This window comes from Mycobacterium neumannii (assembly GCF_048452905.1).
Taxonomy (GTDB): domain Bacteria; phylum Actinomycetota; class Actinomycetes; order Mycobacteriales; family Mycobacteriaceae; genus Mycobacterium; species Mycobacterium neumannii_B.
This window is the reverse complement of the sequence record NZ_JBCGVF010000001.1, coordinates 906,972-922,311: the sequence shown is the minus strand read 5'-3', so window position 1 is coordinate 922,311 and position 15,340 is coordinate 906,972. Positions and strand designations below refer to the sequence as shown.

15 protein-coding genes are annotated in these 15,340 nt (G+C 66.6%); 6 read left to right on the top strand and 9 right to left on the bottom strand.

All coding sequences use genetic code 11. The annotated features are described in order from the left end of the window. Nucleotides 1-6: 6 nt before the first annotated feature. Nucleotides 7-282 (bottom strand): hypothetical protein, encoded by a 276-nt coding sequence (locus AAHH99_RS04480; RefSeq protein WP_418767535.1) that lies wholly within the window; start codon nucleotides 280-282, stop codon nucleotides 7-9. Nucleotides 283-495: 213 nt separating this feature from the next. Here AAHH99_RS04480 and AAHH99_RS04475 point away from each other — a divergent pair, with 213 nt between their 5' ends. Continuing rightward, nucleotides 496-957 (top strand): rhodanese-like domain-containing protein, encoded by a 462-nt coding sequence (locus tag AAHH99_RS04475; RefSeq protein ID WP_418767534.1) that lies wholly within the window; start codon nucleotides 496-498, stop codon nucleotides 955-957. A 24-nt stretch (nucleotides 958-981) separates the two neighbouring features. On the opposite strand, the gene AAHH99_RS04470 is transcribed toward AAHH99_RS04475, so the two are convergent. From AAHH99_RS04470 to AAHH99_RS04460, 3 genes are all read right to left on the bottom strand, one after another. Continuing rightward, the gene (locus AAHH99_RS04470; RefSeq protein ID WP_418767610.1) at nucleotides 982-2,190 is read right to left on the bottom strand and encodes an MDR family MFS transporter; all 1,209 of its coding nucleotides are present in this window, start codon (nucleotides 2,188-2,190) and stop codon (nucleotides 982-984) included. Nucleotides 2,191-2,240: 50 nt separating this feature from the next. Continuing rightward, complete coding sequence (locus tag AAHH99_RS04465) at nucleotides 2,241-3,350, bottom strand: PLP-dependent cysteine synthase family protein (protein WP_418767533.1); 1,110 nt, start codon at nucleotides 3,348-3,350, stop codon at nucleotides 2,241-2,243. 110 nt (nucleotides 3,351-3,460) lie between these two features. Next, nucleotides 3,461-3,874, bottom strand: coding sequence for a hypothetical protein (locus AAHH99_RS04460; protein ID WP_418767531.1), 414 nt, complete (start codon nucleotides 3,872-3,874; stop codon nucleotides 3,461-3,463). Between the two features lie 301 nt (nucleotides 3,875-4,175). On the opposite strand from AAHH99_RS04460, the gene AAHH99_RS04455 reads away from it, so the two are divergent. Next, entirely contained in the window at nucleotides 4,176-4,895 is a 720-nt protein-coding gene (locus tag AAHH99_RS04455) for a DUF305 domain-containing protein (RefSeq protein ID WP_418767609.1), read from the top strand. Nucleotides 4,896-4,952: 57 nt separating this feature from the next. Here AAHH99_RS04455 and AAHH99_RS04450 read toward each other — a convergent pair whose 3' ends face one another. The 3 genes from AAHH99_RS04450 to AAHH99_RS04440 all read right to left on the bottom strand — a co-directional run bounded on the left by AAHH99_RS04450 (nucleotide 4,953) and on the right by AAHH99_RS04440 (nucleotide 9,262). Further along, on the bottom strand, nucleotides 4,953-6,086 hold the full coding sequence (locus AAHH99_RS04450; RefSeq protein ID WP_418767608.1) for an ATP-binding protein: 1,134 nt from the start codon (nucleotides 6,084-6,086) through the stop codon (nucleotides 4,953-4,955). A gap of 20 nt (nucleotides 6,087-6,106) precedes the next feature. Continuing rightward, nucleotides 6,107-6,865, bottom strand: coding sequence for a response regulator (locus AAHH99_RS04445; protein ID WP_418767530.1), 759 nt, complete (start codon nucleotides 6,863-6,865; stop codon nucleotides 6,107-6,109). Between the two features lie 126 nt (nucleotides 6,866-6,991). Then, complete coding sequence (locus tag AAHH99_RS04440) at nucleotides 6,992-9,262, bottom strand: catalase (RefSeq protein WP_418767529.1); 2,271 nt, start codon at nucleotides 9,260-9,262, stop codon at nucleotides 6,992-6,994. A gap of 264 nt (nucleotides 9,263-9,526) precedes the next feature. On the opposite strand from AAHH99_RS04440, the gene AAHH99_RS04435 reads away from it, so the two are divergent. Then, nucleotides 9,527-10,849 (top strand): MFS transporter, encoded by a 1,323-nt coding sequence (locus AAHH99_RS04435; RefSeq protein WP_418767528.1) that lies wholly within the window; start codon nucleotides 9,527-9,529, stop codon nucleotides 10,847-10,849. 10 nt (nucleotides 10,850-10,859) lie between these two features. Here AAHH99_RS04435 and AAHH99_RS04430 read toward each other — a convergent pair whose 3' ends face one another. Then, the gene (locus tag AAHH99_RS04430) at nucleotides 10,860-11,534 is read right to left on the bottom strand and encodes a FadR/GntR family transcriptional regulator (protein WP_418767527.1); all 675 of its coding nucleotides are present in this window, start codon (nucleotides 11,532-11,534) and stop codon (nucleotides 10,860-10,862) included. A gap of 101 nt (nucleotides 11,535-11,635) precedes the next feature. On the opposite strand from AAHH99_RS04430, the gene AAHH99_RS04425 reads away from it, so the two are divergent. After that, entirely contained in the window at nucleotides 11,636-12,841 is a 1,206-nt protein-coding gene (locus AAHH99_RS04425) for a CynX/NimT family MFS transporter (RefSeq protein WP_418767607.1), read from the top strand. Here the strand turns inward: AAHH99_RS04425 and AAHH99_RS04420 are convergent. Further along, nucleotides 12,832-13,458: a TenA family protein gene (locus AAHH99_RS04420; RefSeq protein ID WP_418767526.1), complete on the bottom strand. Its 627-nt coding sequence runs from the start codon at nucleotides 13,456-13,458 to the stop codon at nucleotides 12,832-12,834. The genes AAHH99_RS04425 and AAHH99_RS04420 overlap by 10 nt on opposite strands. A 100-nt stretch (nucleotides 13,459-13,558) precedes the next feature. Between AAHH99_RS04420 and AAHH99_RS04415 the strand changes: the two genes are divergently transcribed. Beyond that, a complete protein-coding gene (locus tag AAHH99_RS04415; protein ID WP_418767525.1) occupies nucleotides 13,559-14,530 on the top strand; it encodes a PfkB family carbohydrate kinase in 972 nt (323 codons plus the stop codon). A gap of 28 nt (nucleotides 14,531-14,558) precedes the next feature. After that, nucleotides 14,559-15,332 (top strand): 5'/3'-nucleotidase SurE, encoded by a 774-nt coding sequence (gene surE / locus AAHH99_RS04410; protein ID WP_418767524.1) that lies wholly within the window; start codon nucleotides 14,559-14,561, stop codon nucleotides 15,330-15,332. Nucleotides 15,333-15,340 lie beyond the last annotated feature (8 nt).

Genomic DNA, 15,340 nt, shown 5'->3' with positions numbered 1-15,340 from the left:
GTCGCGTCAGCAGAGCCGGAGGTTGGCGCGGCTGACGATGTCCATCGCCGCGCCGGTCGAGATGCCGAGGTCCGCGCTGACCATCTTGACGGCGTCCGGTGCCAGCACACCAGCGGAGAGGGCCGCGCAAGCCCGCTGTCCCTCGATGAGCAACTCCTGCGCGGTCAGAAACGCGTACCGGGGTTGCAGTTCACGCAGGTACTCCTCTTCGGTAGCAGCGGCCGGCGCTGCCAACGCAACCATGAGACCTGCCGTCACAGCCGCAACAACGAGGTGACGCATTCGAACTCCCTGGGGTCAGTCGTCCGACGCTCACGGACGACATCTGGTCGCCTGCAGGTTCGATGTTAGGTCCGCACGCACGCACTCGAGGCGATTCAGCAAACACGGTCGTCGCCCGTGCTACCGGTCGTCGACCTGACCGACCAGACGGTGGCTGCCGCCATCGGTGATCAGCGCCCTAATGGGTCGGTACCCCTTGAGTATCGTCGTGACATGTCTAAATCTGCCCGATCAACGGCGGTCAGCCGGCCGTCACGATCGCTCACCGCGGTACTGACGGCAATCGGCGTGCTGGGGTTGAGCGCATGCTCGTCGGAAGATCTTCTCCCGGCCCCCACCTCCCAACTCGAGCCGGCGAGCGCCGCGCGGATGGTGGACCCGGGAGAGTTCGCCGCAGCGATCGCCGAACCCAATCGCGTGACGGTGAACGTTCACGTGCCCTTCGAGGGCGACATCCCAGGAACCGACCTGTCGATCCCCTTCGATCAGATCGCCGCGCAAGCTGAGCTCCTCCCGACTGACCGCCGCACTGCCCTTGCCATCTACTGCCGCTCCGGGCCGATGAGTACAGTTGCGGCCCAGGCACTTCGCGATCTCGGCTACACCGACGTCGTCGAACTCCGCGGGGGCATGCGCGCGTGGCAGGCCGACGGCCGTCAGGTGACAGGCATCTGACGTATCGTGCTGAGGCGCAGTACGTTACGGACTTGCGGATGAAGTGCCGACCGCCTGTGGCTGAAGTCGGCCGGTGCGGTCCAGTCGGTAGAGCGCGAACGCCGCCACCATCCCTATGGCACCCAATACGAGCCACGTCAGCTCTGGCGCTCCGGCGTCGGCGCTCATCTGCATAAGCGTTCCCGTGGCGAGATTGCCGACAAGAATTCCGATTCCGACGATGGTGTTGTAGAACCCGTAGTGCGTGCCGACCAACCGGCCGCCGGCCAGCGATACCACCGTGTCCATTTCGAAGGGGAACACCGCGGCCGAGCCGATTGCCAGCACTGCGGCACCGACGAGAAGAGCTACCACCGCGGCGATCTCACCGGCACGACTACCGTCGGGCAGCACGGCCATCGGGATGAACGACGACGCGAGAATCAGCATGCCGATCACCAGTGAGTGCCCGGGCCCCCACCGGTTGGCGAACCACTGTGTGATCTTCAGCTGGCCCGCGACCGCGACCAGTCCGGAGATGACGAAAACAGCCGCGACCACGAGCGCCTCGGAATCCGGCATCAGATCCTTGGCCTGTAGCGGTAGCGCCAGATAGACCTGGAAGGAGAGCACGTACGAGCCGATCATCGCCGCCGCGAAGAGCAGGAAGGACCGGTTGGCCACGACCGTTCGCCAGTCGTCCAATATCGAGGACTCTTCACGGGGCTGGGTGGTGTTGTTCTGCGGGAGCGCGAAGAGTTGCGCGATTGTCAAAGCCGCGAAAATCGCGGCCGCCGCAGCCGCGGCAACGCGGAAATCGAGGACCATCAGCGCCAGGCCGACCAGCGGACCGGCGAGGATGCCCCCCTGATAGAAGACGTTGAACAGGGCGAAGGCTTCGACACGACGGGGGCCGGCATCGGCGGCGAGGTACGCGCGCACTGCCGGGTTGAACAGCGCCCCGGCGAATCCTGTTGCCGCCGAGGCGATCAGGACGGCGGGTAACGAGTCGGCGATGATCAGCATGCCAAAGCCGACAGTGCGCAGCAGGCAACCGGCGACGATGAGCGGCTTGTATCCGATGCGGTCGGCCAACGTTCCACCGACGATGAACATGCCCTGCTGGGAGAAGTTGCGCACGCCCAGGACCAGGCCGACGGCCCAGGCGGCCAGTCCGAGCGGCCCGGCGAGGTAACCGGCCAGATACGGCATCAGCATGTAGAAGCCGAGATTGATGCCGAACTGGTTGATCATCAGCAGCCTGCTCGGCCACCCGAAACTGCGGAATTCGGCGACGAGACTTTTCACCGCGCCGCCCTCGCCGGGTCCACCACAGCGGTGCACCGCGTCCATGAGGACGCCACATGTTGTGTGGGGTCATCGATGACCACGGGTTCGGCGGGAGGTGCTTCGCCCAGGAGACCGTGCTGGCGGCAGAAGTCGTCGTTGTAGATGGTGTCGAAGTAGCGCTGTGGGCCGTCGGGGAAGATCGCCGCGATCGTCGTATCAGCTGGGTAAGTGCGCGCCGCCCAGCCGGCGACCAGAGCCACTGCCCCCACACTCCAACCGCCGCTGGCGTAATGGGTGGCTGCCATCGTGCGGCATGCCCATACGGCTTCGGCGGGGGCGACCCAATGAACCTCGTTGAAAGCCTCATAGTCGACATTCCCCGGATAGATGCTCGACCCCAGGCCGCGCATCAGTCGGGTCGCGGCCGGCTGGCCGAAGATGGTGGAGCCCACCGTGTCGACGCCGATCAATTGCATGTCGGGGTTGAATTCTCGCAAAACCCGCGCCACCCCGGCCGAGTGGCCGCCGGTACCGACCGAGCACACCAGGACGTCGACGGTGCCGAGTTGCGCGTGCAATTCCAATGCCAGCCCGCGGTACGCGTCGACGTTATCGGGGTTGTTGTACTGATCCGGATACCACGCGCTCTCGTCGGCGGCCAGAACCTGCAGCACCCGGTCACGGCGCGCCTGCTGCCAGCCGCCGTCGGGATGCGGTTCGGTCACCAGGTCGACATCGGCGCCATACGCCCGCAGCATCCGCTGGATGATCGGCTCCATGCCGGGATCGGTCACCAGTGTGACCGGATGCCGATAGACGGTGCCAGCCAGCGCCAAGCCCAAACCCAGTGTTCCGCTTGTTGATTCGACTATTCGGCCACCTGGGCGGAGCGCACCGCTTGCCCGCGCCCGCTCCACCATGTACATGGCCGGACGGTCCTTCATGCCACCGGGGCTGAAGCCCTCGAGCTTGGCCCAGAACCCTCCATGAGCCGGCGCAAAGGGTTCGGCGATGCGCAGCACCGGGGTGTGGCCGACCATGGTGCCCGGCCGGTCATTGCGCCCCAGGCATCTCTGACCAGGCCTATGTAGTTCCAAACTATGCAGGGACAGAACGTGATTCATTTAAGTGCATCGCTTCTGCATCGAGCCGCGGAAATCGGTACGCGGCAGCTGATAGGGGCGACGGTCACCGACCGTGCCGCAGCCAGGCGGCGTGGTCTGACGCCGCCGGATCAGTGTCGCGCGATGCAGAGCCGGGTGAGCAGCACCCGGCCAGAAAGAACGGACGGCCGTGATTTGGGGGGACCACGGATGGCAACCAATGCCGGTTGATGCCAGCACACCGCGATAACCGCGAGCGCGGCGATCAGCCCCAACAGGATGAGTGAGGTGGACGCCCGCGGAAGAACCGCCTCGGCGAGCGCATCCGGGGGCAACGTGGGTGACGCATCATCGATGTGCTGATGATCAACGACGACCGGGTGATCACTGACGAGGGCCGACGAAAGCGTGTGTGGCCCGTGCGCCGGGGTGACCTCGTTGACCGGCAGCGCCCATTGGGCGGTGACGGCGACGAGCCACAACGCCATACCCAGCGCGAGGGCCGCGCGAATCCGCGACGCCGGGACGGCCAACTGGTATCTCACAATGTTCCCGAGGGTAGCAGCGCCATGGCGATCGCCTTTCTCGCCGAAAGACTTGACGCCATCTCGTTATCGGGCCGCGATATCAGTGCTTTTGCGCGCGTAAGAAGCCCTGATGAGAGCGTGTGCAGGAGGTCTGCGACCTCCTGCGGACTGAGCGTCAGAATCCGGTCCATCCGCTGTTGAGAGCCGGGCTTCTTCACCAAATCTTCAGGGAACGACTACAGCAGCCCTACAGCCCTTCGAGAAGAATTACAGCGAATCGGTTCGTGGTGGACGTGGAGGATGTGTGGCGAAGGTGAACATGCCCAGCGCGATCACAGCGGCGGTGCTGGCCGCAGCGTCAGTTGTCGCAGCGTGTGGTAACTCTGGGACCACCCAAGAGACGGCATCCCCCGCTCCCACTCAATCCGTGAGTGCAGCGCCGGCTGCGAACCACAATCATGCCGACGTGATGTTCGCCCACCACATGATCCCGCATCACCAACAGGCGGTCGAGATGAGCGACATGATCTTGGAGAAGCAGGGCATCGACTCACGAGTGGCCGACATGGCGAGGCAGATCAAGGATGCGCAAGGCCCCGAGATCGAACAGATGCAGGGTTGGCTCGACCAGTGGGGTATGCCCGGACCGGGCGGGATGCCCGGGCCGAAAGGCACTGGTGGCAACATGCACCCCGGTCATGGTGGGATGCATGGCTCTGGAACCGAAACCGCCTCTCCCCCGGCATCACCCGCACCGAGCGGGTCGATGATGCCGGGCATGCCGGAGATGGGAAACATGCCGGGCATGGGAGGGATGATGTCGCCGGCTGATATGCAGGCGCTGCAGAAGGCTCAGGGCGTCGAGGCCAGCAAGCTGTTTCTCACCCAGATGATTCAGCACCACCGAGGTGCAATCACCATGGCGCAGAACGAGATCGACAACGGTCAATTCCCCGAGGCGATCGCGCTGGTCAAATCGATGGTGAGCAGTCAGCAAAAGGAGATCGACACGATGAACGAGATACTCAAGTCGCTGTAATGGCCCGCACCGTCGCGGATGACGCTACATGTACCCCGTGGCGTGGTGCGCGTCCAGTCACGAGCTGACCGTCGGCGTGGCCTTATGCTTGTCGAAGGCGTGCGCGCCGATCGTTGGATGCAGGGGCACCGTCACGGTGAAGGTGGTCCCTTCGCCGGGCCCGCGGCTGGTTGCGCTGATGTGGCCACCATGGGCCTCCGTCAGCGCCTTGGCGATTGCCAGCCCGATCCCCGCACCACCCCGGTCGCGGTCTCGGGCGTTGTCTGCCCGGTAGAAGCGCTCAAACAAGTGTGGCAGATGTTCGGCGGCGACGCCCTCCCCGTCGTCGGAGACCGTGAAAACCACATCGGTGCCGACAGTCTCGACAGCGAGGGTGACCTGTCCTCCGGTGGGAGTGTGCCGGAGCGCGTTGTCGAGCAGATTCCCGATCACCTGGGCCAGGCGCTGGCTATCACCCCACAGTCGGGGCGCATCATCTAACCGAACCCTCAGCGCCACACCATTTGCGGCGTAACGATCGGCGACCGCGGCACGCACGGTGCCGATCAGTTGGCGGGGGTCAACCCATTCGGGCGTGATGGTGGTGTGAGCCTCCTCGGCTTGCGCGAGCGCGGCGGCGTCCGCCGATAACCGCACAAGTCGGCCGGTCTGCTCACGCAGCATCGCGACGGTCGGCGCGTCGAGGGTTTTCACACCGTCCTCGACGGCCTCGAGGTAAGCCTCGAGCACCGCCACCGGTGTACGGATCTCGTGGGCCAGGTCTCCGAACAACCGGCGGCGGGTCGATTCCACCGCCTGCAGCCGTTGCGCCATCTGGTTGAAAGCGGCTGCCAGCCCATCGAATTCATCGCCCAGTTGCGGTGGTGTCACCCGGACGTCGTAGCGGCCCTCGGCGACGGTCGCCGCCGCCGTAGATATCTCGGCGACCGAGTGCTGTACGCGCCGGCTCAGATAGAGGGTGACCACTAACGCGGTCAAGGCCGCCACCGCGATCGCGGCCCCCACCGAGATAGCCGTGGCGTGGCGGTAGGCCTGTTCGGCGTGGAACTGCTCGCTGGAGTCATGTGGCACGCCCGCCTGATGGAGGTGCTCGCGAAACAGCGGCGGGCCGACCAGTGACGCCACCACCCACGTCGTGACGCCGACGGCGAGCAACACCAGTCCCTGCGCCAACAGCAACCGGCGGAGCATCCCGGTACCCGTGGGCGTCCTCACCGCCCGGTCCCCATCCGGTATCCCACCCCGCGGACAGTGAACACGAAGTTGGGCGCGGCAGGGTCGTCGCCGAGTTTGCGCCGAAGATGTCCGACGTGAACATCGACCAGGTGGCGGTTGCCGACCCATGTTTCGCCCCAAACCGCTTCGATGAGCTGCCGGCGGCTCCACACGACACCGGGGCGTGACGACAGGGCAGCGAGAATGTCGAACTCGGTGCGCGTCAACGCAATCAACTTCTTGCCGAGATACACCTGCCTTCCGGCGACATCGACCGACAGTGGACCGAACACCCGCGGTGCCGGCACCTCGGCGCTCATCGCGTCGAGGCCCGACTCCGGCGCGCCGACTGTGCGAGGTCGACGTAGCATGGCACGGATCCGCGCGACTAACTCGCGCGGACTGAAGGGTTTGGTCATGTAGTCGTCGGCGCCGACCGAGAGGCCGACGATCGTGTCGACCTCGGTATCGCGGGCAGTCAGCATCACGACATAGGCGTCGGAGAACGTCCGTAGCTGCCGACAAACCTCGACCCCGTCGATCCCGGGCAGGCCAAGATCCAACACCACCACATCCGGATCGACCTCACGCGCAACCTCGAGCGCTTCACCCCCCGTGTGCCGCACCGTGACGTCGAAATGCTCCCGCGCGAGATAGCTGGCCACCACCTCCGCCAGCGGCGCCTCATCATCGACCACCAGGGCGCGGTAGCCGGAATCCGCAGTGCAGGCAGACGATTGTGCGGCGCTGTCCATCACCCCATCGTGCCGGTCAACGGTCCGCTTCTGAGCCGTTGGCGAAATCTTCACAAAACAATCATCAAACCGTCCTGGCGCTAGCCGACCGCAGGCGAAGACGGCGGTCGCCATGCGGGATCGCCGTCAGGCGACGACCACCCGGTCCCACACCCGGTGTTGGCCGAGCGCGTTGAGCAGTGACTGAACCAGCGTCGCCGTGTCGGAACCGGAGAACAGCCCGGGCCCGTCGGTCGGAACCGCTACGGTGCCAGCAAGCTCAGTTCCTTCCGGCAGCATCGCGATCGCCTTATGGTGCCGGTACATTTCGTCGACGATCGTCTTCGCCTTGGCGTTCGCCGGCGATCCCGCGATGAGAATCGCGTCGAACTCCACCGAGCGGGCGGTCGCATAGGTGCGTGATACCGGGATGGCGCCGCCGTCGTGCTCGAGGGTGCCGCCGTGCGTGGCGACCACGAACGGCACGTTCTTGGCGTTCGCGATCGCCATGACAGCGGCCGCCACGCCGGCGAGGTCGGACTCCGGACCCGTGAGAATGCCGATCTGGCGGCCCTCGACGGGCCATTCCTGCCCGACTTGCGACAACGCGGGACTGAGCACCTCAGGGTCCGCGGGGACGACGGTGGGAGCAGGCGCCGCGAGGCCCAGACCCTCGGCCACCTTCGCGCACAGGTCTGGGTCGATGTTCGCCAGCGCCACCAGTTGGCGCTCCTTGATCGCCTGCTCGTAGCACTTGCCGAGTTCGAACGTGTACGCCTCGGCGACGTGCTCCTGTTCGGCCGCACTCAGGCTGCGGTAGAACAAGGTCACCTGGCTGAAGTGGTCGTCGTAGGTGGCCGGTGCGTCGCGCCGTTTCGTCGATTCGGGAACGACGGTGGGCACCTCGATGAACGCGCCGGTATCCGCCCCAGCGAGGAACGGGCAACCGCCGTCGAGGGAGTTCGGCTTGTACGGAGCCACGCCGGGGTGCACACCGGACTGGTGGAACCCGTCGCGGAACATGTCGTTGACTTCAGCGTGCGGCCGGTTGATCGGGATGTGGCTGAAGTTCGGGCCCGCCAGCCGGGTGATCTGCGTGTCGAGGTACGAGAACAGCCGTGCCTGAAGCAGCGGGTCGTCGGTGATGTCGATACCGGGCACCAGATGGCCGGGATGGAAGGCGACCTGCTCGGTCTCGGCGAAGAAGTTCGTCACGTTGCGGTTGAGCTGCATCGTTCCGATTACCTGCACAGGCGCCAGTTCCTCCGGCACGATCTTCGTCGGGTCGAGCAGGTCGATGCCCTCGAACATCTGCTCCGGAGTGTCCGGGAACACCTGCACACCAAGGTCCCACTCGGGGTAGACGCCCTTCTCGATCGCGTCGGCGAGGTCCCGGCGATGGAAGTCGGGATCGACCCCGCCGGTGATCTGCGCTTCTTCCCAGACCTGCGAGTGGACGCCGAGCCGCGGCTTCCAGTGGAACTTCACCAGTGACGTCGATCCGTCATGTCCAAGTAACCGGAACGTGTGGACGCCGAACCCCTCCATCATCCGGTACGACCGCGGAATCCCGCGATCGGACATGTTCCACATGGTGTGCGCCTGGGCTTCGGTGTGCAGCGAGACGAAATCCCAGAAGGTGTCGTGCGCGCTTTGGGCCTGCGGGATCTCGCGGTCCGGATGCGGCTTGGCGGCGTGCACGACGTCGGGGAACTTGATGCCGTCCTGGATGAAGAACACCGGGATGTTGTTACCGACGAGGTCGAAGGTGCCTTCCTGCGTGTAGAACTTGGTGGCGAACCCGCGGGTGTCACGCACGGTGTCGGCCGAGCCGCGATTGCCGAGCACCGTCGAGAAGCGGACGAAGACCTCGGTTTCCTCGCCGGACTTCAAAAACTGGGCCTTGCAGATCTTCTCGGCGGCGCCATTGCCGCGAAACACACCGTGCGCGCCGGCGCCGCGGGCGTGCACCACCCGCTCCGGGATGCGTTCGTGGTCGAAGTGGGTGATCTTCTCGCGAAGGTGATGGTCCTGCAACAGGGTCGGCCCGCGCTCACCGGCCTTCAGGGAGTGGTCGGTGTCGTACAGCCTCGCGCCTTGTGCGGTGGTGAGGTACGCGCCCTGCTGTCCGCGGGCGGTCAGCGGTCCTTCGGCGACAGTGCCCGTCGCGGTGCGCAGTTTGGGCGCCGTCTGATCGGGCTTCGGCGGCAGCGGGTCGCGCGGTGCCGTCGGCTCGTCGACCGACGGCGCCTCCGGACCGGGCGCGCCGGGAATGTAAGACGGATTGTGCTGTTCAGCCTGGCCTTCGCGCTTGAGCTCTTCGTTGCCGAGCAGCGTTCCGGCCGCTTCCTTGGCCTTGCCCTTGGCCTCCTCGACCATGCCCTTAACGGCTTCCTTGGGTGCGCGGTCATCCGCCATCGATCTCTCCCTATCGCGACTGTCTCGGTGCCGATAACCGTCATCGACGACGGCAGGCCTCCTCGCGGCGGCGGGTTTCCCATGCAGGGCCACTTGAAACGTTGTCTGAGGTATAGACGGCCGAGACGGGTGATCAGCGGCCTGCTACCACGCCCGAGCGACCCGGCTCGTATCGCAGTTTCCGCTGTCACCGAGCCTGCCTCGTTTAGCCTCCGGGTGAACGCACGACAAGACCGCGGCGCCGGGGGACCCCGAAGGGACACTGTGAGCACTCACCTGCCGGATCGCGCCGTCGAAGACAGGACGCTGACAAAGGTCACCTGGCGCCTCATCCCGTTCCTCTTCCTGCTCTACGTCGTTAACTATCTCGACCGGGTCAACATCGCGTTCGCCGGACCCAACGGCATGAACGACGACCTCGCGATGAGCGCCAAGGCGTTCGGCTTCGCCTCGGGAATCTTCTTCCTCGGCTACCTGCTGCTCGAAGTGCCCAGCAACATCGCCCTGAACAGGTTCGGGGGCCGGCGTTGGCTGGCGCGGATCATGGTGAGTTGGGGAATCATCAGCGCGGCAATCGCTTTCGTACCGAACGCGCAGACGTTGATCGTCCTACGCTTCCTTCTCGGCGTGGCCGAGGCCGGCTTTTTTCCCGGCATCATCTTGTACCTCACGTTCTGGTTTCCCGAGAAGCAGCGGTCGAGGGCGGTTTCGCTGTTCATGGTCGCCGTACCCGTCTCGACCGCGGTCGGATCGACAATCTCGTCGTTGATCATCGACTGGGGACACGGCTTCTTGGGGTTGGCCGGCTGGCGTTTCATGTTCCTGGTCGAGGGGCTTCCCGCCGTCATACTGGGCGTGATCTGCTGGTTCTATCTCACTGATCGGCCCGGTACCGCGGGCTGGCTGCATCACGACGAAAAGGACTGGCTGCAAACGACATTGAACCAGGAGCGGGCCGTTGCCGAGCGCAGTGGTCACTGGCCGCTGAAGAAGGCGCTGACCCATCCGCGCATTCTGGCCCTGGCGTTCATCTACTTCGGGATCACCTACGGGCTGTACGCGGTGGGTTTCTTCCTGCCCACCATCGTCGCCGGCTTCCAGGAGGAGTACGGCGTACATCTGGGCGTCATCCAGCGCGGACTGGTCACGTCGATTCCGTATGCCGTGGCCGCGCTCGTCATGGTTCCCTGGGCCTGGCACTCGGATCGGACCGGTGAACGAGTCTGGCACGTTGCCATCCCGGCGATCGTGGGCGGTGTCGCCATTCCCGCGGCTCTGTACATGACCGACGTCTACCTTGCGATGGTGGCCGTCACGTTGTGCACCTGCGCCGTCATGTGCGCGCTTCCCGTGTTCTGGTCCCTGCCATCATCTTTCCTCACCGGAGCGGCCGCCGCCGGTGGCATCGCGCTGATCAACTCCCTGGGAAACCTGAGCGGGTTCAGTGGGCCGTACATCACCGGCTGGCTCACCGACCTGACCGGGAACAGCAAGATCGCGCTGTGGGTGGTCGGCACGCTGTCGTTGGCCGCGGCCGCTCTGGTCGTCGCCCTCGGCGCCAGGCCACGAGCCGCTGCTGCGGAATGAGGCCCGGAGATCAGCAGTCGGATGCAGGAAGGCCGGCGAGCACCCCGTCGATGATCTCCGCCGCGGTCCTTGCGGCCCAGTCGGCGTCACCCGCGGCGATGTAATCAAGCAGCACACCATGATCGGTGACCTCCACAGCGGCGTCCTGGCCGCTGGCGACGCTGGCCGCGATGGCTTCCATCAATCCCCGGTATAGCTCCGTCAGCGTCGCGTTGTGTGAACTGCGGACCACCGCGAGGTGAAATTCGGCATCGGCGCGGGCGAATTCGTCGGTGTCGCCGCCGGACAGACAGGCGTCTCGGCGCGCCAACAATGCGCGCAGCTCGCCCAGATCGACGTCGGTTCGGCGGACCGCCGCGGCCCTGGCGCCCTCGACTTCCAGCGCGCGCCGGACCTGAAGTACCTCGCGCCACTCGGCGCCGCAGAGCCGGCGCAGCGCACCGGACACCTCGCTGGTGGCCCGGACATAGGTGCCGTCACCCTGCCGCACCTCGAGGATGCCGGCGTGGGCCAACGCCCTGACGGCCTCGCGCACGGTGTTGCGGCCGACGCCCAGCGACGCGACCAGGACCGTCTCATTGGGTATGCGCTCCCCAACCTGCCATTCGCCGCGCGCGACAGAGTCCCGCAACTGCTCGATGACCTGGTCGACGAGGCCCGACCGGCGCGCGGTGACCAACGGCACAGGGACATCCTTTCAACCAATCATGGGATGTATGGCAGATTAGCAGGATGCGTGTCAGGCGGCGGGATGACGAAGTAGACCTGTCGCCGACGCAGCTCAACATGGGCGTCGAGGACTCCGCCGAGGCTGACCGCGCCCCCATTTCGGTGGTCGCTGGCGGTGCGTTGCTCGCGCTTGCCGTGGTTTTGACCGCGCTCAACCTGCGCCCGGCCGTGACCAGTGTGGCCCCCCTGCTCGGGGAGATGCGCGCAGAACTCGGCGTCTCAGCGACGTGGGCCGGTCTCCTCACCACAGTCCCCGCATTGTGTTTCGCTGTCGCGGGGCTGACCGCGCCCCGGCTCGCCGCGCGCATCGGGCTCGGTCGCACCATCTCCGCCGCGTTGGTTGCGCTCACCGTCGGTCTGCTCGCCCGCACCGTGGGCGGTCCCCACACCGTGATCGTCGCGACGTTGATCGCATGCGCGGGAATCGCGTTGGCCAACGTCTTGATCCCCGTGGTGATCAAGGGGTCGTTCCCCGCGCGGGTCGGGCTGATGACGGGGATCTACACCGCCGCACTGCAAGGCGGTGGTGCGTTGGGGTCGGCTGTGACTCCCGGGCTCGAGGACCCGCTGGGAGGGTGGCGCGCCGCGCTGGCGGCGTGGGCGGCGGTTTCCTTCGTCGCGCTCGTGGCGTGGCTGCCCACGTCGCGACGACACGCGGGCACGTGGGCGGCGAACACCGCCCCCGCCGGGGGCAGACGCTCACTGCTGCGAAACCGGTTGGCGTGGACGGTGACACTGTTCTTCGGCTGCCAGTCGCTGATGGCGTACATCGTGATGGGTTGGCTGCCAGAGGTATTCATCGACAACGGGGTCGACAAGACCCAGGCCGGTCTGCTCGTCGGCCTCACGTCGCTGGTCGGTGTGCCCATCGCGTTGGTGATCGCGCCGCTGGCCGCGCGCAGCCGCGGACAGAGCGGATGGATCGTCGGTCTGGGCGCCGTGGGCTTGGTCGGCACGGTCGGCCTGATGCTCGCCCCCGGCGCGCAGCCGTTGCTGTGGAGCGTGCTGATCGGAGTCGGTATGGGGGTGTTCGCCCTGGCGCTCGCCGTCATCGCACTGCGGGCCCGAAACGCCGAGGACACCGCGCAATTGTCTGGTATGGCACAGGGATTCGGCTATCTGATCGCGGGCGTGGGCCCGTTCTTGTTCGGATTGCTGCACGACCTCACGCACGGATGGACGGTGCCGTGGATGATGTTCCTCGGTGTCTACGTGGTGCAGATCGCGCTCGGTGCGCTGGCCGGTCGCCCGCGCTACGTCTGATCCCCGCGCTTCAAGGCCGCGTCGAAGAACGCCAACTCCAGCCGCATCGCGCGCCGATAGGCCACCCGTGCGGCGGATACATCGACAGCCTGCCGATCGAGCAGCCGCTCCAACAGTGAGGCCACCTCGTCGAAACCCGGATCGGCGTACGTCTGCACCCACTGCGCATACGGGCCCGCGGTGTCGGCGTCGAGCGTGACCCCGACGTGCGCGTACAGCCGCATGCACGGCGTCATCGCCGCGCACACCACGCCGACGTCGGCAGTGGCTGCGGTGGCCAGCAGGAACTCGGTGTAGGCCAGCGTCGCTGCGACGGGTTCGACGCCTGCCATGTCGATCCCCCACGACGCGGCATAGGACGCGTGCAACCCGAGCTCTTCGCGCACCCCGGCGAGCAGATCGGCGAAGGTCAGAAGGGTGGCCGTATCCGAGCTCCTGGCCAGCGCGAGACCATATGCGCGCGCGAAGGATTCGAGGAAGAACGCGTCCTGAGCGATGTAGCCGGCAAACAGATCGCGGTCCAGCGAACCGTCTCCGATGCCCCGGACGAACGGGTTGGCCAGCACCTCGGCCACCACATCGGCGTTCTCCGTCCACAACTGCGCTGCCAGTGACATGCCAACGGACTCTAGTCGCGGGGCGCTCGACGTTGGTCGGCACCAAGCCTTCGGCTAGGCCGTCGGGTAGTCCGCGGCGCGGATGGGTACTCCGCAACCCATGACAGACAGGGAATCTCGCGACGACAAACGCGACGGCGGCTCCGCCGTCGTCATCTTCGCCCCGCTGCCCGTGCTCACCGTGACGGTCGAGAACCGCTCCGGTGAGGCCGACATCCACGTCCACGCCGGCGGCCAGGGTGTCTGGCAGTCACGCATGATGTCCTCGCTCGGCGTGCCGGTCGTGTTGTGCTCGGCGCTCGGCGGCGAAACCGGCGACGTCCTCGGCCACCTTCTGCCCGCACCGAACATCACCGTGCAGACCGTGCCCGTCAGCGCGCGCAACGGAGCGTACGTGCACGACCGCCGCTCCGGCGGCCGCGAGGTGATCGCGGAGGCTGAAGGCAGCCCGCTCGACCGCCACGAACTGGACTCCCTCTACGAGCTCACCCTCACCGAGGGTTTGACGCATGGCCGGGTGCTGCTCTCCGGCCCGCAGGAAGACGATGTACTGCCCGCCGACCTGTACCGCCGCCTGTCCACCGATCTCGGCGCCAACGGCTGCAAGGTGGCGGCGGACCTGTCCGGCGAGCGGCTCGAGGCGGTGCTCGCCGGCGGACCGGACCTCATCAAGGTCAGCCACGAAGAGCTGCTCGACGACGGCCGGGCGAAATCGGAGGACGCCAAGGATCTGGTCGCCGCCATGCACAAGATGCGTGACGAGGGTGCGAACATCGTCGTGGTGTCCCGCTCCGGTGACGCTCCGGCTCTGGCCCTGCTCGATGAGGACGACGATGACGACGTCGTGGAGGTCACGATGCCCACGCTGGAACCGGCCGATTCGGCGGGTGCCGGGGACTCGATGACCGCGGGCATCGTCGCCGCGCTGACCAGCGGCCGCCCGCTGCGCGCGGCTCTGCAGATCGGGGCGGCGTGCGGTGCGCTCAACGTCGTGCGGCACGGGCTGGGCACCGGCGGTGCGCGCGCCGTGGAGACGCTCGCCGAACGGGTGGAGTTGCGCCCGTTGAAGTAGCGGGCATCGCACTGGAGGAGGTTGACGCGTGCCGCGCGCATTGGTGACCAACGACGACGGGATCGACTCGCCCGGCCTGCATGCGCTGGTGAATGCGGCGCTCGAGGCCGGGCTGGAGGTGATCGTCGCCGCCCCCGCCGAGCAGGCCAGCGGGGCGAGCGCCGCGCTGAGCGCGGTCCGCCGCGACGGCCGAACCGTGGTAGAGCCCCGAGAAATACCCGCCCTCGACGGTGTCGAGGCGTGGGCGGTGCAGGCCCAGCCCGGACACATCGTCGCCGCCGCGCTCAACGGCTGGTTCGATCCTCGACCGGACCTCGTGCTGTCGGGAATCAACCACGGCGCCAACGTCGGCCGGGCCATCCTGCACTCCGGCACGATCGGCGCGGCGCTCACCGCGAAAATCAGCGACACCCGCGCCCTGGCGGTATCGCTGGACGTCGCGCTGCATCCGACGGGCGAACGGTACTGGGAGACCGCCGCAGGTCTGCTGGCGCCGGTGCTGGAACTGCTGCTCGACGCACCCGACGGCACCGTCCTGTCCCTCAACGTCCCTGACCGGCCCGCCAACGAGGTCGGTCCGCTCCGCCACGCGCGGCTGGCGCGGGGCGGGGCGGTGCAGACGCGCGTCGAAGAGGTCCGCGACGGCGGTGTGCGCCTGAGCGAGGTGGAGGTGCCGGACGATCCCGAGGAAGACACCGACAGCGCGCTGCTGGACGCCGGGCATCCGACGCTGACCGAGCTGCGATCGGTCGAGGCACACGACGGTGAACTCGTGCGCAAGTGGTTGGCCGACGGACCCTAGGCCGACAG

Coding starts and splice junctions, on each gene's coding strand:
- AAHH99_RS04445 (WP_418767530.1), bottom strand. CDS start 6,865: ATGGACAGCGCCGCACAATCGTCTGCCTGCACTGCGGATTCCGGCTAC.
- AAHH99_RS04425 (WP_418767607.1), top strand. CDS start 11,636: ATGGGCGTCGAGGACTCCGCCGAGGCTGACCGCGCCCCCATTTCGGTG.
- AAHH99_RS04470 (WP_418767610.1), bottom strand. CDS start 2,190: ATGATCAACCAGTTCGGCATCAATCTCGGCTTCTACATGCTGATGCCG.
- AAHH99_RS04420 (WP_418767526.1), bottom strand. CDS start 13,458: ATGTCACTGGCAGCGCAGTTGTGGACGGAGAACGCCGATGTGGTGGCC.
- AAHH99_RS04475 (WP_418767534.1), top strand. CDS start 496: ATGTCTAAATCTGCCCGATCAACGGCGGTCAGCCGGCCGTCACGATCG.
- AAHH99_RS04415 (WP_418767525.1), top strand. CDS start 13,559: ATGACAGACAGGGAATCTCGCGACGACAAACGCGACGGCGGCTCCGCC.
- AAHH99_RS04455 (WP_418767609.1), top strand. CDS start 4,176: ATGCCCAGCGCGATCACAGCGGCGGTGCTGGCCGCAGCGTCAGTTGTC.
- AAHH99_RS04440 (WP_418767529.1), bottom strand. CDS start 9,262: ATGGCGGATGACCGCGCACCCAAGGAAGCCGTTAAGGGCATGGTCGAG.
- AAHH99_RS04450 (WP_418767608.1), bottom strand. CDS start 6,086: ATGCTCCGCCGGTTGCTGTTGGCGCAGGGACTGGTGTTGCTCGCCGTC.
- AAHH99_RS04465 (WP_418767533.1), bottom strand. CDS start 3,350: ATGAATCACGTTCTGTCCCTGCATAGTTTGGAACTACATAGGCCTGGT.
- AAHH99_RS04480 (WP_418767535.1), bottom strand. CDS start 282: ATGCGTCACCTCGTTGTTGCGGCTGTGACGGCAGGTCTCATGGTTGCG.